Annotated in this window: 15 protein-coding genes; 2 read left to right on the top strand and 13 right to left on the bottom strand. The window is 69.3% G+C overall.

The features are described 5' to 3' along the window. Nucleotides 1–175: 175 nt before the first annotated feature. From whiA to uvrC, 3 genes are all read right to left on the bottom strand, one after another. Nucleotides 176–1,153, bottom strand: coding sequence for a DNA-binding protein WhiA (gene whiA / locus ACN4JJ_RS12920; protein WP_440710309.1), 978 nt, complete (start codon nt 1,151–1,153; stop codon nt 176–178). Between the two features lie 103 nt (nt 1,154–1,256). Next, nucleotides 1,257–2,135, bottom strand: a complete 879-nt coding sequence (gene rapZ, locus ACN4JJ_RS12925) for an RNase adapter RapZ (RefSeq protein WP_440710310.1) — start codon at nt 2,133–2,135, stop codon at nt 1,257–1,259. A gap of 39 nt (nt 2,136–2,174) precedes the next feature. Further along, nucleotides 2,175–4,100 carry an excinuclease ABC subunit UvrC gene (gene uvrC, locus ACN4JJ_RS12930; RefSeq protein WP_440710311.1) on the bottom strand — a complete coding sequence of 642 codons (1,926 nt, stop codon included), beginning with the start codon at nt 4,098–4,100 and terminating at the stop codon, nt 2,175–2,177. 101 nt (nt 4,101–4,201) lie between these two features. Here uvrC and ACN4JJ_RS12935 point away from each other — a divergent pair, with 101 nt between their 5' ends. After that, nucleotides 4,202–5,551 carry an IS1096 element passenger TnpR family protein gene (locus tag ACN4JJ_RS12935; protein WP_440710312.1) on the top strand — a complete coding sequence of 450 codons (1,350 nt, stop codon included), beginning with the start codon at nt 4,202–4,204 and terminating at the stop codon, nt 5,549–5,551. 18 nt (nt 5,552–5,569) lie between these two features. Here ACN4JJ_RS12935 and uvrA read toward each other — a convergent pair whose 3' ends face one another. Further along, nucleotides 5,570–8,437, bottom strand: coding sequence for an excinuclease ABC subunit UvrA (gene uvrA / locus ACN4JJ_RS12940; protein ID WP_440710826.1), 2,868 nt, complete (start codon nt 8,435–8,437; stop codon nt 5,570–5,572). 294 nt (nt 8,438–8,731) lie between these two features. Continuing rightward, nucleotides 8,732–10,801: an excinuclease ABC subunit UvrB gene (uvrB, locus tag ACN4JJ_RS12945; protein WP_440710313.1), complete on the bottom strand. Its 2,070-nt coding sequence runs from the start codon at nt 10,799–10,801 to the stop codon at nt 8,732–8,734. A gap of 120 nt (nt 10,802–10,921) precedes the next feature. Between uvrB and ACN4JJ_RS12950 the strand changes: the two genes are divergently transcribed. Then, nucleotides 10,922–11,947: a 6-phosphofructokinase gene (locus ACN4JJ_RS12950; RefSeq protein WP_440710314.1), complete on the top strand. Its 1,026-nt coding sequence runs from the start codon at nt 10,922–10,924 to the stop codon at nt 11,945–11,947. A gap of 63 nt (nt 11,948–12,010) precedes the next feature. Here the strand turns inward: ACN4JJ_RS12950 and ACN4JJ_RS12955 are convergent, their stop codons facing one another. The 8 genes from ACN4JJ_RS12955 to ACN4JJ_RS12990 form a co-directional block, all read right to left on the bottom strand. After that, nucleotides 12,011–12,973 (bottom strand): 5-oxoprolinase subunit C family protein, encoded by a 963-nt coding sequence (locus ACN4JJ_RS12955; protein ID WP_440710315.1) that lies wholly within the window; start codon nt 12,971–12,973, stop codon nt 12,011–12,013. Beyond that, a complete protein-coding gene (locus ACN4JJ_RS12960; protein WP_440710316.1) occupies nt 12,963–13,670 on the bottom strand; it encodes a 5-oxoprolinase subunit B family protein in 708 nt (235 codons plus the stop codon). The genes ACN4JJ_RS12955 and ACN4JJ_RS12960 overlap by 11 nt, the downstream gene beginning before the upstream one ends. 16 nt (nt 13,671–13,686) lie before the next feature. Continuing rightward, on the bottom strand, nt 13,687–14,451 hold the full coding sequence (locus tag ACN4JJ_RS12965; RefSeq protein WP_440710317.1) for a LamB/YcsF family protein: 765 nt from the start codon (nt 14,449–14,451) through the stop codon (nt 13,687–13,689). Between the two features lie 13 nt (nt 14,452–14,464). Beyond that, nucleotides 14,465–15,085 carry a dephospho-CoA kinase gene (gene coaE / locus ACN4JJ_RS12970; protein WP_440710318.1) on the bottom strand — a complete coding sequence of 207 codons (621 nt, stop codon included), beginning with the start codon at nt 15,083–15,085 and terminating at the stop codon, nt 14,465–14,467. Between the two features lie 125 nt (nt 15,086–15,210). Next, on the bottom strand, nt 15,211–16,662 hold the full coding sequence (gene rpsA, locus ACN4JJ_RS12975; RefSeq protein ID WP_440710319.1) for a 30S ribosomal protein S1: 1,452 nt from the start codon (nt 16,660–16,662) through the stop codon (nt 15,211–15,213). Nucleotides 16,663–16,816: 154 nt separating this feature from the next. Next, complete coding sequence (locus ACN4JJ_RS12980; RefSeq protein WP_440710320.1) at nt 16,817–17,905, bottom strand: epimerase; 1,089 nt, start codon at nt 17,903–17,905, stop codon at nt 16,817–16,819. After that, complete coding sequence (locus ACN4JJ_RS12985; RefSeq protein ID WP_440710321.1) at nt 17,902–18,657, bottom strand: DUF4166 domain-containing protein; 756 nt, start codon at nt 18,655–18,657, stop codon at nt 17,902–17,904. Before ACN4JJ_RS12985 ends, ACN4JJ_RS12980 begins: the two co-directional genes overlap by 4 nt. Nucleotides 18,658–18,666: 9 nt before the next feature. Then, nucleotides 18,667–20,379: a DUF885 domain-containing protein gene (locus tag ACN4JJ_RS12990; RefSeq protein ID WP_440710322.1), complete on the bottom strand. Its 1,713-nt coding sequence runs from the start codon at nt 20,377–20,379 to the stop codon at nt 18,667–18,669. Nucleotides 20,380–20,409: the final 30 nt, after the last annotated feature.

The raw sequence follows: 20,409 nt of genomic DNA on the forward strand, positions 1-20,409 counted from the left end.
GGCGTAGTCGTACGGCAGGTCCGGCAGCGTGTACTCAGCCATTGATGATCTCCTCGTTCGTCTGGCCGCCGGCCAGTGATGCGGCGGCTGTGAGTGTCGTTTTCAGTCTATTGCGGTTCGGCCGGCACCGGGCTCGTGCCGGGTTCGCGCGGACTCGGCGTTCAGCATCCGTTCGTCAGTCGTCCAGGTCGGGCGGCAGGTTCGCCTCGGTGCCGGGGATGCCCTGATCGGTGGCCTGCTTGTCGGCCATGGCCAGCAGACGCCGGATGCGGCCGGCGATCGCGTCTTTCGTCATCGGCGGGTCGGCGTGGTGGCCGAGCTCGTCCAGGCTCGAGTCGCGGTGGGCCAGCCGCAGCTCGCCGGCGTACTTGAGGTGGTCGGGGATGTCGTCGCCGAGGATCTCCATCGCCCGCTCGACGCGTGCGCAGGCGGCGACGGCGGCCTGCGCCGAGCGCCGCAGGTTCGCGTCGTCGAAGTTCACCAGACGGTTGGCCGTGGCCCGCACCTCGCGGCGCTGGCGCATCTCCTCCCATTTGGTGACCGTGGCCGTGGCCCCCATCACCGAGAGCATCGCCGCGATCACCTCGCCGTCGCGGATGACGACCCGGTGAACCCCCCGTACCTCGCGGGCCTTGGTGGAGATGCCGAGCCGGGAGGCGGCGCCCACGAGCGCCATCGCGGCCTCGTTTCCCGGGCAGGTGACCTCCAGGGCGGCCGACCGGCCGGGGTCGGTCAGCGATCCGCTGGCCAGGAACGCGCCCCGCCAGACCGCGGCCAGGTCGTCGCGCCCACCCGTGGTGAGACGGTTCGGGAGGCCGCGGATCGGCCGCCGCCGAGCATCCAGCAGCCCGGTCTGGCGGGCCAGCGTCTCGCCGCCGTCGATCACCCGCACGAGGTACGCGCCCTCGCGGCGACCGCCGGAGGGAGCGATCATCGACACGTCGCCCTTCACGCCGTAGAGCTCGGCGAGGTCGCGCAGCACGCGCTTGACGATGTCGGGGGTGTCGAGCTCGGCCTCGATCGCGATGCGCGAGGAGATGAGGTGCAGGCCGCCGGCGAACCGCAGGATGGTGGCGAGTTCGGCGGCCCGGACGGTCGTCTTGCTGACCACGACGCGGGTCAGTTCGTCTTTGACGTCGGCGGTGAGAGCCACTATGGAAACCTTCTTCTACTTCTGTGCGTCCGAAGACGTATCAACGATGGTGCGCGTGGATCTGCTGCGGCCGGTGCTCAGGATCGCCGGGCCGCAGTCCCGGTCACTCCCGGCCGAGGTCGCGGTGCTTGACGCTGACGACGACCCCGGGGAAGGTCGCCAGCTTCTCGGCCAGCTCACGGGCGATGGCCACCGAGCGGTGCTTGCCGCCCGTGCAGCCGATCGCGATCGTGGCGTGCCTCTTGTTTTCCCGCTGATACCCGGCGAGAACGGGTTCGAGCGCCTTCGCGTAGGCGTCGACGAAGTCTCGGGCTCCGGTCTGCCCGAGCACGTACTCGCTCACCTCGGTGTCGAGACCGGTGTGGGCGCGCAGTTCGGGAACCCAGAACGGGTTCGGCAGGAAGCGGGCGTCGGCGATGCCGTCGGCATCCGTCGGCGCCCCGTACTTGAAGCCGAAGCTCATCACGGTCAGCTGCACGCCGGCGGTGTCGGCCGACGAGAAGCGCTCCTGCACGGCCGTGGCGAGCTGGTGGATGTTGAGATCGGAGGTGTCGATCAGGATGTCGCTGGACTCGCGGATGGGGCTGAGACGGGCGCGCTCGGCGCCGATCCCGTCGAGCAGCGTGCCGTTGCCCTGCAGCGGATGCGGTCGCCGCACCTGCTCGAAACGGCGCACGAGCGCCTGATCCGTCGCCTCCAGGAACACGACGCGAAGCTGGATGCCGCCGCGCAGGGCCTGGATGATGTCTTGCAGGTCGGAGAAGAAGTCGCGCCCGCGCACATCCACCACCGCGGCGATCCGCGGCAGGGTCGAGCCGGCGTGCTCGGCGAGGTCGACGAGCGGACGCAGCATCTGCGGCGGCAGGTTGTCGACCACGTACCAGCCGAGGTCTTCGAGCGCGTTCGCGACGGTGGACCGCCCCGCACCGGACATGCCCGTGACGATCAGCACTTCTTGCTGCTGAGGGGAATCGGGAGCCATCGTTCGCTTTCGCTTCGTAATCGGGACCGTCTGCCTAGCCTACCCGGCGAGAGTTACGCGGATCTGCTCGGCCAGCACGGAGCCGATGCCCTTGACCTCGGCGATCGCCGTCACGTCCGCCTTCTTCAGTTCGGCGACCGACCCGAAATGGCGCAGCAGTTCGCGCACGCGGGCCGGGCCGAGCCCCGGCACCTCGGTGAGCACGGACGTGATGTCGCGCTTGCGCCGGGCCCGCTGGTGCGTGATGGCGAAACGGTGGGCCTCGTCGCGGATACGCTGGATCATGAACAGCGCTTCGCTGCCCCGGGGCAGGATGACCGGGTAGTCGGTGTCGGGAAGCCAGACCTCTTCGAGTCGCTTGGCGATGCCGGCCAGGAAGATCCCCTGCACGCCCGACTCCTCGAGCGCACGCGCGGCCGCGTTCACCTGCGGCTGACCGCCGTCGACGATCAGCAGGTTCGGCGGGTAGGCGAACTTCTTGCGCTTCTCGGGCACGACGACCTCGTCGCGCGGCTCGGTTCCGGCCTCGGCAGCCGATGCCTCGGCGGCGTCGGCGGCCTCGCCCGCGGCATCCTTGGCCTCATCGGTCTTGAGGTACGCGAGGCGCCGGGTGATCACCTGGTAGATCGACTCGGTGTCATCGGTCGAGTCGGCGATCGAGAAGCGGCGGTACTGGTCTTTGCGGGCCAGTCCGTCTTCGAACACCACCATCGAGGCGACGATGTTGGTGCCCTGCAGGTGCGAGACGTCGTAGCACTCCATGCGCAGCGGGGCATCCGTCATGCCGAGGGCCTCTTGGATGTCGGTGAGCGCCTGCGAGCGGGCCACGAAGTCGGAGGAGCGCCGGGTCTTGTAGAGCATGAGGTTGTTCTTGGCGTTCATGGTGGCGGTGGCCATCAGCGCCGCCTTCTCGCCACGCTGGGCGGTGCGCAGGTGCACCTGCCCCTTGGCACGCCGCTCCCCCAGCCACGCCTCGAGCTCCTCGGTGTCGTCGGGCAGGGCCGGCACGATGATCTCCTTCGGCGGCACCTCGCCGTCGTACGCCTGCTGCAGGATCGAGTCGACCAGCTCGGCGGTGTCGACGTCGATCTCCTTGTCGACCGTCCACGAGCGCTCGCCCCGGATGCGCCCGGCGCGCACGATGAACTGCTGAACGGATGCGGCCAGCTCGTCGTGCTCGATGGCGAACAGGTCGGCGTCCACGCCGTCGCGCAGCACCACGGCGCTCTTGGCGAGCACGGCCTCGAGGGCCTGCAGCTGGTCGCGGTACTTCGCGGCCGACTCGTAGTCTTGCCGCTCGGCCGCCTCCTTCATGTTCTTGGTGGCCGCCGTGACGAAGCGCTTGTCTCCGCCGGCCATGAAGGCCACGAAGTCGTCGACGATCGCGCGGTGCTCGGCGATCGTGACCTTGCCCGAGCAGGGGCCGCCGCAACGCCCGATCTGGCCCGGGAAGCACGGCCGCCCGGTCTGCATGGCGTGCTTGTAGCTCGAGTCGGAGCAGGTGCGGATGGGGAACGCCTTGATCATCAGGTCGATGGTGTCTTTCACCGCCCAGATCTTGGGGAACGGCCCGAAGTACCGGGCCCCTCGGATGCGGTGGTTGCGGGTCACGAGCACGCGCGGCGCCTCGTCTCCGAGCGTCACCGCGAGGAACGGGTAGGTCTTGTCGTCGCGGAACTTGACGTTGAACGGCGGGTCGAACTCCTTGATCCAGGTGTATTCGAGCTGGAGCGACTCGATGTCGGTCTTGACGACCGTCCACTCCACGCCGGAGGCTGTGGTGACCATCCGGCGGGTGCGCTCGTGCAGGCTCCGCAGCGGCGCGAAGTAGTTGCTGAGGCGGGCGCGCAAGTTCTTCGCCTTGCCCACGTACAGCACGCGGCCCTTCGCGTCTTTGAAGCGATAGACGCCGGGCTGGGTCGGGATCTCGCCGGCTTTGGGCCGGTAGGAAACTGTGTCTGCCATGGTTGCCTCAATTCTCGCACCCGGCACCGACACCGGGTGCCCTTACGATCGTGTGTGCGGTGCGCGCTGAGCGGACAGGCAGAAAGCGGAGAGGTCGGATCATGAGCACCAAACGGAGGCCGGGCGGACGGCGCCCGACGACAGGGCGGTCGGAGACCGGCACGACGGCGCTGCTGGTGCGGTTCGAGCGCTGGTACGCCCAGCACGCGGCCTCGGTCGACGGGCACGATCACGCCTCGGCGCCGGAGACCGCGGCGCTGCTGGGAAAGCTGTTCGAGCTCTCGTCGCGGCGCCTGCACGAGCCGGTGGCCGACGTGCTCGATCCCCTCCTCGCGGCGGTCGAGGCCGACCCCGAGCTGGCACCGCGCCTTCCCGAGGTCATCGAGACCCTCGAGCACTACCTCGACTTCGCGGTCGAGACCGGCGCCTGGGAGGGCACCGACGCGCAGATCGATGCGAGTTCGGATCTGCTCGAGGACGCCTACGACATCAGCACCCGACTCCTCCTGCACCTGGTGGACGCCCTGGAAGACGTCGACGACGTGCCGCGCGCCGAGGAACGGGCCGCGTTCGAGAGCCTGCCATCCGCCGTCTCCACGCCCGAGCAGTTGACCGAGCGGCTGCACGAGGTGCTGCGCACCGCCGAGGGCGAGGCCACCTCCGAGCCACGGGCGCTGGCGCAGGAGCGCGTGCTCGGCCTGCTCTGCGTCGCCGCCAACCCGCTCCTGCTCCCCTCGACCCCGGTGGAGCAGATCGTCGAACTGCTCGACATCGCGGCCGGCGCCGCGGGCACGCTGTCGGGAGAGGCCGACGGCGAGACCGAGCGGATGCTGGGCGACCTGACCGGCGACGGCATCCTGACCCTCATCGGCCCGGCCGGCGATTCGCGGTACGAAGCCCCCGCGGGCCTGCGCGCGGCCCTGGCCGATGCGATCGACGACGTCGCCGACGAGCTTGGACTGTTCGACGACGGGCGCAATCCGCATCAGCCGGGCACGGTGCTGGGCCTGCGCGTCGAGGTGCCGGGATCGGAGCCGGCGGTGTGGCGGAGCCTGCTCCTGGAAGCCGACGCCGACCTGGGCGAACTGCACCTGGCCGTTCAGTTGAGCCTGGACTGGCCGAACACCGAGTCGCACGGCTTCACGGCGGCCGGCGAACCGGATGAGGTCTACACCTCCGCCGACAGATTCGACGACGAGCCCGACGACGAGCGGCTGGTCGACGAGAACGAGGTCGAGATCGGCGAGCTGCTCGCCGAGGTGGGTGACGAGGTGCGCTACGAGTACGGCGACGAGGAGCTGCGCCACGTCGTCATCCGTCTCGAGCGCGCCGAACCGGGCGCCGCGGCCGGCGGCGGAGCCGACCGCACGCTTCCCCGCTGCGACGGCTCGTCCCCCGAGGTGGACGTCACCGCCGCCGACGCACTGCTCGCGCCGCTCCGGCTGCGCTGAGGTCGCGCTCCGGGAGCGTCAGCGCTTCTTCGGCGCCGGCAGGATCTCGCGCAGGAACGTACCCGTGTGGCTCGCCTCGATCGTGGCGAGCTTCTCGGGTGTTCCCGTGCCGATGATCGTTCCGCCGCCCGATCCGCCCTCCGGACCGAGGTCGATCAGCCAGTCCGCCGACTTGATCACGTCGAGGTTGTGCTCGATCACGATCACCGTGTTGCCCTTGTCGACCAGGCCGTTCAAAACCAGCAGCAGCTTGCGCACGTCTTCGAAGTGCAGACCGGTGGTCGGCTCGTCGAGCACGTAGACGCTGCGGCCGTTCGAGCGGCGCTGCAGCTCGGTGGCAAGCTTGACGCGCTGCGCCTCGCCGCCGGAGAGCGTCGTGGCGCTCTGGCCGAGCCGCACGTAGCCGAGCCCCACCTCCACCAGCGTCTTCAAGAAGCGGTGGATGGCCGAGATCGGCTCGAAGAAGTCGGCCGCCTCACTGATCGGCATGTCGAGCACCTCGGCGATGTTCTTGCCCTTGTAGTGGATGCTCAGGGTGTCGCGGTTGTAGCGCGCTCCCCCGCACACCTCGCAGGCGACGTACACGTCGGGCAGGAAGTTCATCTCGATCTTGATGGTGCCGTCACCCGAGCAGGCCTCGCAGCGGCCGCCCTTGACGTTGAACGAGAACCGGCCCGCAAGGTACCCACGGGCCTTGGCTTCCGCGGTCTCGGCGAACAGGTTGCGGATGCGGTCGAACACACCCGTGTAGGTCGCCGGATTCGAGCGCGGGGTGCGGCCGATCGGGTTCTGGTCGACGTGCACGACCTTGTCGAGGTTCTCCAGCCCCGTGACGCGCTTGTGCTTGGCGGGCAGCTTGCGGGCGCCGTTGAGCTTGTTGGCGAGTACCCGGTACAGGATGTCGTTCACGAGGCTCGACTTGCCCGATCCGCTCACCCCGGTGACCGCGGTGAGCACGCCGAGAGGGAAGTCGGCCGTGACGTTCTTGAGGTTGTTCGCCTCGGCGCCCTGCACGGTGACCAGGCGCTTGCGGTCGATCGGCCGGCGCTTCTTGGGCACCTCGATCGACTTGCGGCCCGAGAGGTAGTCGCCGGTGAGCGAGTCCGTGTTCGCCAGCAGCTCGTCGTAGTGCCCGGAGTGCACCACGGTGCCCCCGTTCACGCCCGCACCCGGCCCGATGTCGACGATCCAGTCGGCGGTGCGGATGGTGTCTTCGTCGTGCTCCACCACGATCAGGGTGTTGCCGAGGCTCTTGAGCTTCACGAGGGTCTCGATCAGGCGCCGGTTGTCGCGCTGGTGCAGACCGATGCTCGGCTCGTCGAGCACGTAGAGCACGCCGGTGAGGCCGGAGCCGATCTGGGTGGCGAGACGGATGCGCTGGGCCTCGCCGCCGGAGAGCGACCCGGCGGCGCGCGCCAGGTCGAGGTAGCTCAGGCCGACCTCGATCAGGAAGTCGAGGCGGGCCTTGATCTCACGCAGCACCTGCGCACCGATCATGGCCTCGCGGTCGGTGAGGGTCAGGGTGCCCATGAAGCGCTGGGCGTCGGCGAGGCTGAGCTCGGAGACATCCGCGATGCTGTGCTCGTTGACGGTGACGGCCAGCACCTCGGGCTTCAGACGTTTGCCCTCGCAGACCGGGCACGGGATCTCGCGCAGGTATTCGCTCCAGCGCACGCGCTGCGAGTCGGACTCGGCCTGCAGGAACTGCCGCTCGATGTAGGGCATCACGCCCTCGAAGCCGGAGGTGTAGCTCATCTCCCGGCCGTAGCGGTTCTTCCACTTGACCTTGACCTCGAAGTTGTTGCCGCGCAGGATCGCCTCGCGCACCTCGGGGCTGAGCTTCTTCCACGGGGTGTTGAGCGAGAACTTGAGGTCGCGGGCGAGGCCGTCGAGCAGCTTCTCGTAGTACTGGAACAGGCCCTTGCCCTGCGTGGTCCAGGGGATGATGACGCCGTCGTTGATGCTGAGGTCTTCGTCGCCGAGCAGCAGGTCTTGGTCGACCGACATCCGCGTGCCGAGGCCGGAGCACTCGGGGCAGGCGCCGAACGGGGCGTTGAACGAGAAGGTGCGCGGCTCGATCTCGGTGAGCTGGATGGGGTGCTGGTTCGGGCAGGAGAGCTTCTCGGAGAAGGTCGACCAGGCCTCGGGGCCGTTCTCGTCGACGTAGTTGATCTGCACCAGGCCGTCGGTGAGGCGCAGGGCCGTCTCGAGCGAGTCGGTGAGCCGGCCGAGGATCTCGGGCCCGGCGACCAGGCGGTCGACCACCACCGAGATGTCGTGCTTGAACTGCTTCTTGAGCTTGGGCGGATCGCTCAGCTGCACCACGTCGCCGTCGACGACCGCGCGCGAGTAGCCGCCCGCGCTGAGCTCTTTGAAGAGGTCGACGAACTCGCCCTTCTTCTGCGAGACGACAGGGCTGAGGATCTGGTAGCGGACGCCGTCTTCGAGCTCCATCAGCTGGTCGGCGATCTGCTGCACGGTCTGGGCCGAGATGACCTCGCCGCAGACGGGACAGTGCGCGATGCCGATGCGCGCCCAGAGCAGACGCATGTAGTCGTAGATCTCGGTGATGGTGCCGACCGTCGAGCGCGGGTTGCGGTTGGTCGACTTCTGGTCGATCGAGACCGCCGGGCTCAGGCCCTCGATGAAGTCGACGTCGGGGCGGTCGACCTGACCCAGGAACTGGCGGGCGTAGGCGCTGAGGCTCTCGACGTACCGGCGCTGGCCCTCGGCGAAGATCGTGTCGAACGCGAGGCTCGACTTGCCCGACCCCGAGAGACCGGTGAACACGACGAGCGAATCGCGCGGGATCTCGATGTCGACATCCCGCAGATTGTGCACCCGCGCACCGTGCACGCTCAGCTTTCCGCTCGCCCCGTGGCGCAGCGCAGCAGCCGGCCCGGAGAGCTCTGCAGCCCGTTCACGGGCGAGTTCTTCGGAGGGGCTGAGGGCAAGGGAATCTGCGGAATCTAGGCTCGAAATCGACACCCCGAAAGTCTATGTCGACCCACCGACACCGGCCCGCGATTACGCTCTCGGCGGTACGCCGAGGGCGATACAACCACCGCGCTCTCGGCGGTACGCTTGCCGCTCCCACTGCCGCAACGAAGGAGTTTCGCGCGTTTCGTGGGCAACGACGGAGCCTCGTCCCGAATCGAGCCCGAGGCTCCGTCGTTGCGGTCAGCTGATGTGGCCGGCCTTCTCCATCTGGCGGAGTTCACGCTTGAGTTCGGAGACCTCGTCGCGCAGGCGGCCGGCCAACTCGAACTTGAGCTCGGCGGCGGCCTCGAGCATCTGCGAGTTGAGGTCAGCGATGATGCCTTCGAGGTCGTTCGCGCCGGCCGCGGCGATGCCCTCGCGGCGCAGGTTCGGGGTGGGGCTCTTCTTGCCTCGGCCCGAACGCTCGCGCAGCAGGTCGGCGGTGTCGGCGCCCTCGCGGGCCAGCGCCTCAGTGATGTCGGCGATCTTCTTGCGCAGGGGCTGGGGATCGATGCCGTGCAGCGTGTTGTACGCCACCTGCTTCTCGCGCCGGCGGTCGGTCTCGTCGATCGCGAGGCGCATCGAATCCGTCATCTTGTCGGCGTAGAGGTGCACCTCACCGGAGACGTTTCGAGCGGCACGGCCGATGGTCTGGATGAGCGAGGTCGACGAGCGCAGGAAGCCCTCCTTGTCGGCATCCAGGATCGCCACCAGCGACACCTCGGGCAGGTCGAGACCCTCCCGGAGCAGGTTGATGCCCACGAGCACGTCGTACACGCCCATCCGCAGTTCGGTGAGCAGCTCGACGCGGCGGAGCGTGTCGACATCCGAGTGCAGGTAGCGCACCCGCACCCCGGCCTCGGTGAGGTAGTCGGTGAGCTCTTCGGCCATCTTCTTGGTGAGCGTGGTCACCAGCACCCGCTCGTCTTTCGCGGCCCGGATGCGGATCTCCTCGAGCAGGTCGTCGATCTGCCCCTTCGAGGGCTTGATCACCAGCGTCGGGTCGATCAGGCCGGTGGGGCGGATGATCTGCTCCACCACGCCATCCGCGATGCCCATCTCGTACTTGCCGGGCGTGGCCGAGAGGTAGACCGTCTGCCCCACCCGGTTCTTGAACTCGTTCCACTTCAGCGGCCGGTTGTCGAGCGCGCTCGGCAGCCGGAAGCCGTGATCGACCAGCGTGCGCTTGCGCGAGGAGTCGCCCTCGTACATGGCGCCGATCTGCGGCACGGTGACGTGCGACTCGTCGATCACCACGAGGAAGTCGTCGGGGAAGAAGTCGAGCAGGCAGTGCGGTGCCTCGCCCGGCGCGCGGGCGTCGATGTGGCGGGAGTAGTTCTCGATGCCCGAGCAGAAGCCGATCTGCTGCATCATCTCCAGGTCGAAGGTGGTGCGCATCCGCAGCCGCTGGGCTTCGAGCAGCTTGCCCTCGCGCTCGAGCACAGCCAGCCGGTCGTGCAGCTCGGTCTGGATGGTCTCGATGGCGCGGTGCATCACATCCGTGTCGGCCACGTAGTGCGAGCCCGGGAACACCGAGACCGACTCCAGCTTCTTCACGATGTCGCCGGTGAGCGGATGCAGGGCGTAGAGCCCCTCGATCTCGTCGCCGAACATCTCGATGCGGATGGCCAGCTCCTCGTACATCGGGATGATCTCGATGGTGTCGCCACGCACCCGGAAGTTGCCGCGCGAGAAGTCGACGTCGTTGCGCTGGTACTGCATCGACACGAAGCGCCGGATGAGCTTGTCGCGGTTGATGCGGTCGCCCACCTGCAGCGCGATCATCGCCTTGAGGTACTGCTCGGGAGCCCCGAGGCCGTAGATGCAGGACACGGTCGAGACGACGACCACATCGCGGCGCGAGAGCAGCGAGTTGGTGGTGGAGTGCCGCAGCCGCTCGACCTCGGCGTTGACCGACGAGTCCTTCTCGATGAAGGTGTCGGTCTGCGGCACATAGGCCTCGGGCTGGTAGTAGTCGTAGTACGAGACGAAGTACTCCACCGCGTTGTTCGGCATCAGCTCGCGGAACTCGTTCGCCAGCTGCGCCGCGAGCGTCTTGTTGTGCGCGAGCACCAGCGTGGGCCGCTGCACCTGCTCGATCAGCCAGGCCGTGGTGGCCGACTTTCCGGTACCGGTGGCGCCCAGCAGCACGACATCCGTCTCGCCGGCGTTGATGCGGCCCGCGAGCTCGGCGATGGCCGCCGGCTGGTCTCCACTCGGCGTGTATTCACTGATGACCTCGAAGGGGTGTACAGAGCGAGTGGGTTCCATGCAATAAGTTTAGGTTGGGCCACCGACACCAGCGTCGGTGCTCGCTGAGAGCGATACGCAGGACGACGCGATACGCCGGGCGTCCCCCTCTCCCACCACCACACCGAGGCGGAACTTCAGATGAGAATTGGAATCCTGACCAGCGGCGGAGACTGCCCCGGTCTGAACGCGGTCATCCGCGGCGCCGTGCTGAAAGGCACCGAGATCAACGGGCAGGAGTTCGTCGGCTTCAAAGACGGCTGGCGCGGTGTCGTCAACGGCGACATCATGGGCCTCGAGCGCAGCGACGTGCGCGGCATCGGCAAGCAGGGCGGCACCATCCTCGGCACCTCCCGCACCAACCCCTTCGAGGGCAACGGCGGCCCCGAGCGCATCCAGGAGAACCTCGACCGCCTCGGCATCGACGCCATCATGGCCATCGGCGGCGAGGGCACCCTCGCGGCGGCCAAGCGGCTGACGGATGCCGGGCTCAAGATCGTGGGTGTGCCCAAGACGGTCGACAACGACCTCGACGCCACCGACTACACCTTCGGTTTCGACACCGCCGTGCAGATCGCCACCGAGGCCATGGACCGTCTGCGCACCACGGGCGACTCGCACAGCCGCTGCATGGTGGCCGAGGTGATGGGCCGGCACGTCGGCTGGATCGCCCTGCACTCGGGCATGGCGGCGGGAGCGCACGCCATCCTGATCCCGGAGCAGGAGACGAGCCTGGAGCAGGTCGCCGAATGGGTGCGCAGCGCCGCCGACCGCGGACGGGCACCGCTGGTGGTCGTGGCCGAGGGCTTCAAGCCCGACCAGACCGACGACGCGCACTCCGAGCGCGGGCTCGACGCCTTCGGCCGTCCGCGCCTGGGCGGTATCGGCGAGCGGCTCGCCCCGATGATCGAGGAGCTCACGGGCATCGAGACCCGGGCCACCACGCTCGGCCACATCCAGCGCGGCGGCGTGCCCACCGCGTTCGACCGGGTGCTCGCCACCCGCCTCGGCATGGCCGCCTCCGACATCGTGCAGGAGGAGGCCTGGGGCCGGATGGTGGCGCTGGCCGGCACCGAGATCACCACGGTCGCCTTCGAAGACGCGCTGGGCAAGCTCAAGACCGTTCCGCAGCACCGCTACGAGGAAGCCGCGATGCTCTTCGGCTGATGCCCTCCTGTTCAGAGTTGCAGAAATAACGAGGACCGGGGCCGTATAGGGCGCCGGTCCTCGTTATTTCTGCAACTCTGAACCGAATGCGCTCGCGAACCGCACCCCGACGCCCGGCCGGAGCTGGGCGGCCAGATCCACGGCCGCCTCCGTGAGCACGCCGATCACGGGGTACCCGCCCGTCACGGGGTGATCGCGCAGGAAGAGCACCGGATGCCCGCTCGGCGGCACCTGCACGGCGCCGGCCACCATCCCCTCGCTCGGCAGCTCGCCGTCGTAGCCAGGGGCACGGAGCAGGGCCGCCCCGCCTGCGGCCAGCGCCATCCGCACGCCCACCCGATTCGACTCGGGGCTGACGGTCCAGAGCTGGTCGAGCAGTGCGCGCCAGCCACGGTCGCCGAACCAGTCGTCGCGCGGGCCGCGCGTCAGCGTCAGCCGCACCGGCCCGGCGCTCGGCAGGGGCGGAGGGATGAACGAATCCGGCGGCCAGTCGCCCGCCTCCACGGACGCCGACAGGATGTCGCCGGCCTTCAGCGGGGCCGGCCCGAGCCCGCTCAGCACATCCGTGGACCGGCTGCCCAGAACGGGTTCGGCGGCGAATCCGCCGCGCAGGGCGAGGTAGTTCCGGAGCCCCTCGGTGGGCGCCGCGACCTCCACCACCTCCCCCGCGAACACGGTGAAGGCGTAGCCGGTCGGAGACTCGAACCCGGCCGTGGACGCTCCGGCCCGCTGCACGAGCACGGTGGCCGGAGCACCGGTGACCGCCACGAACGCCGTGCGGAGCGCCCGCATCCGCAGCCCGCCGAAGGTCACCTCGAGGCAGGCCGCACCCGGTCGGTTGCCGACGAGCCGGTTCGCCGCCGCGTACGCGCCGCGGTCGGCCGCGCCCGACGCGGTCACGCCGAGGTGCGCGAATCCCGGCCTGCCCTCGTCCTGCAGCAGGGTAAGGAACCCGGATGCCTGTACCTCGAACATCGCGGGGCGCGTCGGGTCCACCCTCGACCCCGTCCCGGCCTCATCGCTCATGGATGAACCTCACCCGCGTCCCCGGTGCCAGAAGCGCCGGCTGCGCACGGCTCGCATCCCAGAGCCGCACCTCCGTCGTCCCGATGAGGTGCCACCCGCCCGGCGAGGCACGGGGGTAGATGCCGCAGAAGCCCGCGGCGAGGGCGATGGATCCGGCGGGCACGGCGGTGCGCGGCGTTTCGCGACGGGGCACCGTGAGCGGCTCGTCCTCCCCCACCAGGTAGGCGAACCCCGGTGCGAATCCGATGAAGGCCGAGGTCCAGAGCTGACCGGTGTGCCGGTGGATGACCTCGTCGACACCGATGCCGAGCAGCGCGGCGACCTCGCCGAGATCCGGCCCGTCGTAGCGGGCGAGGATCTCCACGGGCTCGGAGGAAGAGGCCGCGTCGGAACGGGCACGAAGGTCGGTGGCACCCGATGCAGCTGCCGGCGGCTCGGGTTCTTGCCGCAGGGCGCTCCTCTCCCCCCGCGTACTCGAGGCGGCCGCCGTGAGCCATGCTTCGGCCCGGGAAGCACCGATCCGTTCGCGGTCGAAGACCAGCAACACCGTGCGCGCGGCGGGAACCAGCTCCACCACCCACCCCGGCGTGTCCGCCCGCAGGCGGCCGTAGAGGTCGACGGCGACCCGCGCATCCGGAACCTCCACCAGCAGCGCCGACTCCCCCATCGGCCGGATGCGCATCGTGCCGTCGGTCATCGCGGATCGGTCGCGGTCATCGGGCCGAGAAAGCCCGCACGTCCAGGCCCGCCGCCTCGAACGTCTCCCGAACCGCCCGGGCGATGCCGACCGCGCCGGAGGTGTCGCCGTGCACGCACACGGTCTCGGCCGACAGGGCTATGTCATGACCCTCGATCGAGGTGATGACGCCCTCGGTGGCCAGGCGCAGCATCCGCTCGGCGATCTCGCCGGGATCGTGCAGCACCGCACCCGGCTCGGTGCGGGAGACCAGGCTGCCGTCGGCGCGGTACGCACGGTCGGCGAAGGCCTCGGGCACGAAGCGCAGGCCTTCGGATTCGGCGACGCGGGCGATCTCCGACTCGGGCAGACCGACCAGCGCGAGCTCGGGGTCGACCGCCAGCACCGCGTCCACCACGGCGGCCGCCTGGCGCTCGTCGTGCACGATGCGGTTGTAGAGGGCGCCGTGCGGCTTGACGTAGTGCACGCGGGTTCCGGCCGCCGCGGCGAGTCCCTGGAGCGCCCCGATCTGGTAGACGACGTCGGCCGTCAGCTCGGCGCTCGGCGGATCGGCGTCGCGCCGCCCGAAGCCGCGCAGATCGGGGTAGGAGACGTGCGCGCCCACATCCACCCGGCGGGCGACCGCCTGCCGGAGCGTGCCGAGCAGACCGGCCGGGTCGCCTCCGTGGAAACCGCAGGCGACGTTCGCGCTGGTGACGACGTCGAGCATGCTTCGGTCGTCGCCCATCGTCCAGGCTCCGTACGACTCCCCGAGGTCGGCGTTCAGATCGATGCGGCTCATCGGATGCCCGTCCTCAGCTGTTCTGCGGGTCGCGGATGAGGATGGTCTGCCAGACCGCGTCGACCTGGGCGAGCGTCTCGTCCAGGGTTCCTCCGGAGTCGATCACGACGTCGGCGAGGGTGCGGCGCTCCTCGTCGCCGGCCTGGCTGCCGATCCGGCGTTCCGCCTCCTCGCGCGACATGCCGCGAAGGGTGATCAGCCGCTCGATCCGCTGCTCGGCCGGTGCCTCGACCACGATCACGTACTCGAACTGGCCGCCCCGGCGACCGCCGGTCTCGGCCAGCAGCGGGATGTCGTAGACGACCACGGCATCCGCGTCCTCGGCGCTGATGGCTGCCAGCTTCGCCGCGAGGAGGTCTTTCACCGCCGGGTGCGTGATGCCGTTGAGGTCGAGCCTGGCCTGCTCGTCGGCGAACACGATCGCGCCGAGGGCCGGACGGTCGAGGCTTCCGTCGGCGGCGATGACCCGGTCGCCGAAGCGGTGACGGATGGCGTCGAGACCCGCGGATCCGGGGGCCACGGCCTCCCGGGCCAGCTGGTCGGCGTCGATGGTGACGGCGCCGAGCTCGGCGAGGCGCCGGGTCACGGTCGATTTGCCCGCGGCGATACCGCCGGTGAGTGCGATCAGATACACGGTTTCATGCTACCGGGCGCCCCGATCGCCGAACCTGCCACTGGACAAGGTGCCGCCCTTTAACGGCCGGAAGGCCGCCCCCGAGGGAACGGCCTTCCGGTGTGCTGCAGAACAGCGATGTGGAACTAGTTGTTCGAGCTGAGCTTCTCGCGCAGCGCAGCGAGGGTCTCGTCGTCGGCGAGGGTGCCGGCGCCGGTCGACTCGCTCGAGAACGAGGAGGAACCCGAAGGGATGTCGCTGGCAGCGGCCACCTCGGCCGAGGTCGCGACCTGCTTCTTGTGGGCCTCCCAGCGAGCCTGGGCCTCAGCGTACTGCTGCTCCCATGCCTCGCGCTGGGTGTCGAAGCCCTCTTTCCACTCGTTGGTCTCCGGGTCGAAGCCCTCGGGGTACTTGTAGTTCCCCTGGTCGTCGTACTCGGTGAGCATGCCGTAGAGCGCCGGGTCGAACTCGGTGCCCTCGGGGTCGACGCCGTCGTTCGCCTGCTTCAGCGAGAGGCTGATGCGACGACGCTCGAGGTCGATGTCGATGACCTTGACGAAGACCTCGTCGCCGACCGACACGACCTGCTCGGCGAGCTCGACGTGCTTGCCGGAGAGCTCGGAGATGTGCACCAGACCCTCGATGCCCTCGGCGACGCGGACGAACGCACCGAACGGCACCAGCTTGGTGACCTTTCCGGGCGCGACCTGGCCGATGGCGTGGGTACGGGCGAACACCTGCCACGGGTCTTCCTGCGTCGCCTTGAGCGACAGCGAGACGCGCTCGCGGTCGAGGTCGACCTCGAGGATCTCGACGGTGACCTCCTGGCCCACCTCGACGACCTCGGAGGCGTGCTCGATGTGCTTCCAGGACAGCTCGGAGACGTGCACGAGGCCGTCGACGCCGCCCAGATCCACGAACGCACCGAAGTTGACGATCGACGAGACGACGCCCTTGCGGACCTGCCCCTTCTGGAGGTTGTTGAGGAAGGTGGTGCGGCTCTCGGACTGCGTCTGCTCGAGCAGGGCACGGCGCGACAGCACGACGTTGTTGCGGTTCTTGTCGAGCTCGAGGATCTTCGCCTCGATCTCCTGGCCCAGGTACGGGGTCAGGTCGCGCACGCGGCGCAGCTCGATCAGCGAAGCCGGGAGGAAGCCGCGGAGTCCGATGTCGACGATGAGGCCACCCTTGACGACCTCGATGACCGAACCGGTCACCACGCCGTCGGCGTCCTTGATCTTCTCGACGTCGCCCCACGCACGCTCGTACTGAGCACGCTTCTTGGAGAGGATGAGGCGGCCTTCTTTGTCTTCCTTCTGGAGGACCAGGGCCTCGACCAAGTCGCCGACCTGGACGACCTCGGTGGGGTCGACGTCGTGCTTGATGGAGAGTTCACGCGAAGGGATGACACCCTCCGTCTTGTAACCGACGTCGAGGAGGACCTCGTCGCGGTCGATCTTCACGACGGTGCCTTCGATGAGGTCTCCGTCGTTGAAGAATTTCAGAGTCTTTTCGACCGCGGCGAGGAAGTCTTCAGCAGATCCGATGTCGTTTATGGCGACCTGCTTGGTTGCCTTTTCGGTCGTTGCGATTGTCATGTAGTGGTTGCTCCGTTATGGACATAGCTCGGGCCTGCCGCGAGTGATGCATATGGTGTACCGACCGGGTCGGTTCCGCGACAGGCGTGCGGATGGTAGTCACAAATGTGACACTCTAGTCTAGCTGTCGTTTGCGGCCCGCGGCAAGCCGCACTCAGACGGGTGTCGACGCCTCGTCGCGGCCGCGATCCGGCCCGAGGATGTCGGCCAGGGCGGCCTCGTGGTCGCGGAACGCGAAGTCGTAGCCCGCGGCCTCGAGGCGCTCGGGCACGACCCAGCGGCTCTTCAGCACCAGCTCGGTCTCGGTGTGGATGACGGCCGAGCCGAGTTCGAGCATCCAGCGCCAGGCGGGCAGGCCGATGGGGATGCCGGCGGCACGGCGCACCGAGGCCATGAAGGTGCGGTTGTCGGTGGGGTGCGGGGCGGCCGCGTTCACGGGCCCCTCGATCTCGGGGTGCCCTTCGAGGAAGCGGATGATGCCCAGCACGTCGCGCAGATGGATCCAGCTGAACTTCTGGCGCCCGCCGCGGGAGCGCGGACGATAGACGTGGAAGGTACCGGCGGCGCGGCGGGCTGGGGTGGACGGCCAGCGACCGTCGAGCTGAGGGCCGCCGAGGCCCACCTTGGCGAGCATCCGGATCGGCGCCAGGGCACTGCCGTCGCCGAGCACGATCGCCATCCGCAGCGCCACACGGCGGGTGGCGGGCAGCTCGCCGCGGAAGAACTCCTCCTCCCAGCTGGTGGCCACGTTCACCGAGAAGCCCTCGCCGATCTCGCCGGTCGACTCCGTCATCGGGCGGTCGTCGGCGTGCCGGTAGATGGTGGCGGTGGAGGCGTTGATCCAGAGCCGGGGCGGGTGGGAGGCGGCCGCGACGGCCGTCTGCAGTTCGCGGGTGGTCGCCAGGCGCGAACGGAAGATCTCGGCCCGGTTCGTGGGCGTGTACCGGCAGTCGACGCTCTTGCCGGCGAGATTGATCACGAGGTCGGCGCCGTCGATCAGTTCCGTGATGGCGGCCAGGTCGCCCCAGTGGGCATCAGAGCCCTGCGCATCGGGGCCCTTTCCTTCAGGGCCACGCGCATCGGGGCTCTTTCCTTCCGGGCCACGCACACCAGGGCCGCCGTCTCCGCCGCTCCGGCGCCCGATCCGTGCCACCTGCGCGCCTTCCTCCCGGAACGCCCGCACCAGGTACTCGCCGATGAAACCGGAGGCACCCGCGATCACGACCCGCCGGGCGCCCGTCATCCGCGCGCCTTGCGGGCCGCCGTCGACGACGATCCGGCGGGAACGGCTGCCGATCCCTCCGAGGACGAGGGCTTCGTGCGCACCTCATAGCGGAAAGCGCCCGTGTACTCGTAGAGCCGGCCGAGCAGCGGCGCCTCCACGACCACCGAGACCCGCTGGGCCCCGGATGCTCCCTCAGCGGCGCCCGGCAGGCGCGCGTGATCGTCGAAGCGTTCCACCAGCGACACCCGAGGGGCCAGGATGCCGGGCACCCGAAGATGGCTCCGCCCGATCCGGATCTCGAACGCCGTCGACCGCAGGTGGAACTCCCCCCGCAGCACCCGGCTCGCCAACCGCACCCGGAACCGGCGCGTGAAGCCGAGATGGTCGACGAGCCCGTCGTGACCGGCCCGCTCGGCCGTGATCGCGTCGACCATCGTGCGGGCGCCGCCGAGGAAGTGGAAGCGGCGCACGGCGACGACCGCCGTGTTGCCGTCGCGGTCGGTGAGCGGGGCGTTGACCACGGTGAACGGCACGTTCTTCTCCCAGACCGGGAAGAGCATCCCCTGCCGGGAGAGCAGGTGCAGCGCAGGCCAGAGCCAGCGTCGGGGCGTGCCGACCACCTCGAAGACCCCACTGCCGTAGCCACGGTGGCCGGCGGGCAGACCGCCGAAGTAGGCACGGAGAGCGGGATGCAGGTCGTCGAGCGAGGATGCGGACGTGAGCTCGTACGGCGAGCGGCGAGTGCGCGTGGTGGGGCGCGGGCCGACCATGGCCGCCTCCTACTTCTCGCCGCTCGGCGCGGACGACTCGCCGAGCAGAGCGGAACGCAGGGTGTCGAGCCGCACACCGCCGAGGTCGAGCGCGGTGCGATGGAACTCCTTCGAGGAGAAGGCCTCCTTCTCGCGGGCGCGATAGACGTCGCGGATCTCCTCCCAGATGCGCTGGCCGATCTTGTACGAGGGCGCCTGACCGGGCCAGCCCAGGTAGCGGTTGACCTCGAAGCGGATGAAGGCGTCGTCCATGTTCACGTTCTGGCGCATGAAGTCGAGGGCGTAGCCGGCATCCCAGGTGCCCTGCCCGTCGAGGCGGGGCTTCTGCAGGTGCACTCCGATGTCGAGCACCACGCGAGCGGCGCGCATCCGCTGGCCGTCGAGCATGCCGAGGCGGTCTGCCGGGTCGTCGAGGTAGCCGAGCTCCTCCATCAGGCGCTCGGCGTAGAGCGCCCAGCCCTCGGCGTGACCGCTGGTGCCGGCCAGCTGGCGGCGCCAGGTGTTGAGCTTGGCCCGGTTGTAGACGGCCTGCCCGATCTGCAGGTGATGGCCGGGAACACCCTCGTGGTAGACGGTGGTGAGCTCGCGCCAGGTGTCGAACTCGGTGACGCCCTCGGGCACCGACCACCACATCCGGCCGGGGCGGGAGAAGTCGTCGGTGGGGCCGGTGTAGTAGATGCCGCCCTCGTGGGTGGGCGCGATCATGCACTCCAGCGCCCGGATCTCCTCCGGGATGTCGAAGTGCGTGGCGCCGAGCTCGGCGACCGCGCGGTCGCTGGTGGCCTGCATCCACTCCTGCAGCGCCTCGGTGCCGTGCAGTTTGCGGCTCTCGTCGCGGTCGAGGAAGGCGATGGCTTCCTGCACGGATGCCCCGGGCAGGATCTCCTCGGCGATCGCCTCCTGCTCGCGCGCCATGCGGCCGAGCTCTTCGATGCCCCACTCGTAGCTCTCGTCGAGGTCGATCGTGGCCCCGAGGAAGCGGCGCGACTGCAGGGCGTAGATGTCGCGGCCCACGGCGTCTTGCTCGGTGGCGACCGGCGCGAGCTCGTTCTCGAGGAACTGCGCCAGCTTCGAGTAGGCCTCGGAGGCGGTGGCGGCCCCACGGTCGAGGTCGGCGCGCAGCGTGGCGGGCAGCCCCTCGGTGGCGGGCGAGGCGACGAAACCGGTGAAGAAGCTCTCCGGCCCGGAGTTCTTGCGGGCCTGGGCCAGCACCTCCACGACCTGGCGCACGGCGGGCGTGATGTCGTGGCGCATGCCGTCGCGCAGGGTGACGATGTAGCCGTCGACGGCCTCCTCGACGGCCGAGAGGCGCTTGGCGATGGTGGACCAGTCGTCGGGCGACTCCGTGGGCATCAGGTCGAAGACCTCGCGGATGTGCTGGGACGGCGAGTCGATGACGTTGAGGTCGCGCAGGGCCAGGCGGGCCTCGGCGCTCTCGACGGCGAGCTCGAGCTCGCCCGTGAGATCGGCCTTGGTGACCTCGTCGACGGCGTCGGCGGTCTCGGTGGCCGCCAGTTCGGCGAGCACCCCCTTCACCGCCGCCAGGTGCCGTTCGTGACCCTCGGGCGACAGGTCGCCGAAACGGTCGTTCACCTCGGTGCGGCCGATGTAGGTGCCGAGCACCGGCTCGAGCTCGACGAGGGTGTCGACCCAGGTCTCGGCGATCCGGTCGATGGCGGTGGGTGCCCGCAGGCCTTCGGGGGAAGCGGTGGAACTGCTCATTCCTCGACCCTATGACACCCGGCCGACACC

The sequence above is a fragment of the Herbiconiux dendrobii genome, assembly GCF_052048175.1.
Lineage (GTDB): Bacteria > Actinomycetota > Actinomycetes > Actinomycetales > Microbacteriaceae > Herbiconiux.

Excerpts from the sequence above, each read along its gene's own strand:
- uvrC (WP_440710311.1), bottom strand. The coding sequence starts at position 4,100 with ATGGCAGACACAGTTTCCTACCGGCCCAAAGCCGGCGAGATCCCGACC.
- ACN4JJ_RS12980 (WP_440710320.1), bottom strand. The coding sequence starts at position 17,905 with ATGACGGGCGCCCGGCGGGTCGTGATCGCGGGTGCCTCCGGTTTCATC.
- ACN4JJ_RS12960 (WP_440710316.1), bottom strand. The coding sequence starts at position 13,670 with ATGACCGACGGCACGATGCGCATCCGGCCGATGGGGGAGTCGGCGCTG.
- ACN4JJ_RS12985 (WP_440710321.1), bottom strand. The coding sequence starts at position 18,657 with ATGGTCGGCCCGCGCCCCACCACGCGCACTCGCCGCTCGCCGTACGAG.
- ACN4JJ_RS12965 (WP_440710317.1), bottom strand. The coding sequence starts at position 14,451 with ATGAGCCGCATCGATCTGAACGCCGACCTCGGGGAGTCGTACGGAGCC.
- ACN4JJ_RS12935 (WP_440710312.1), top strand. The coding sequence starts at position 4,202 with ATGAGCACCAAACGGAGGCCGGGCGGACGGCGCCCGACGACAGGGCGG.
- uvrB (WP_440710313.1), bottom strand. The coding sequence starts at position 10,801 with ATGGAACCCACTCGCTCTGTACACCCCTTCGAGGTCATCAGTGAATAC.
- ACN4JJ_RS12955 (WP_440710315.1), bottom strand. The coding sequence starts at position 12,973 with ATGAGCGATGAGGCCGGGACGGGGTCGAGGGTGGACCCGACGCGCCCC.
- rapZ (WP_440710310.1), bottom strand. The coding sequence starts at position 2,135 with ATGGCTCCCGATTCCCCTCAGCAGCAAGAAGTGCTGATCGTCACGGGC.
- ACN4JJ_RS12950 (WP_440710314.1), top strand. The coding sequence starts at position 10,922 with ATGAGAATTGGAATCCTGACCAGCGGCGGAGACTGCCCCGGTCTGAAC.
- rpsA (WP_440710319.1), bottom strand. The coding sequence starts at position 16,662 with ATGACAATCGCAACGACCGAAAAGGCAACCAAGCAGGTCGCCATAAAC.
- ACN4JJ_RS12990 (WP_440710322.1), bottom strand. The coding sequence starts at position 20,379 with ATGAGCAGTTCCACCGCTTCCCCCGAAGGCCTGCGGGCACCCACCGCC.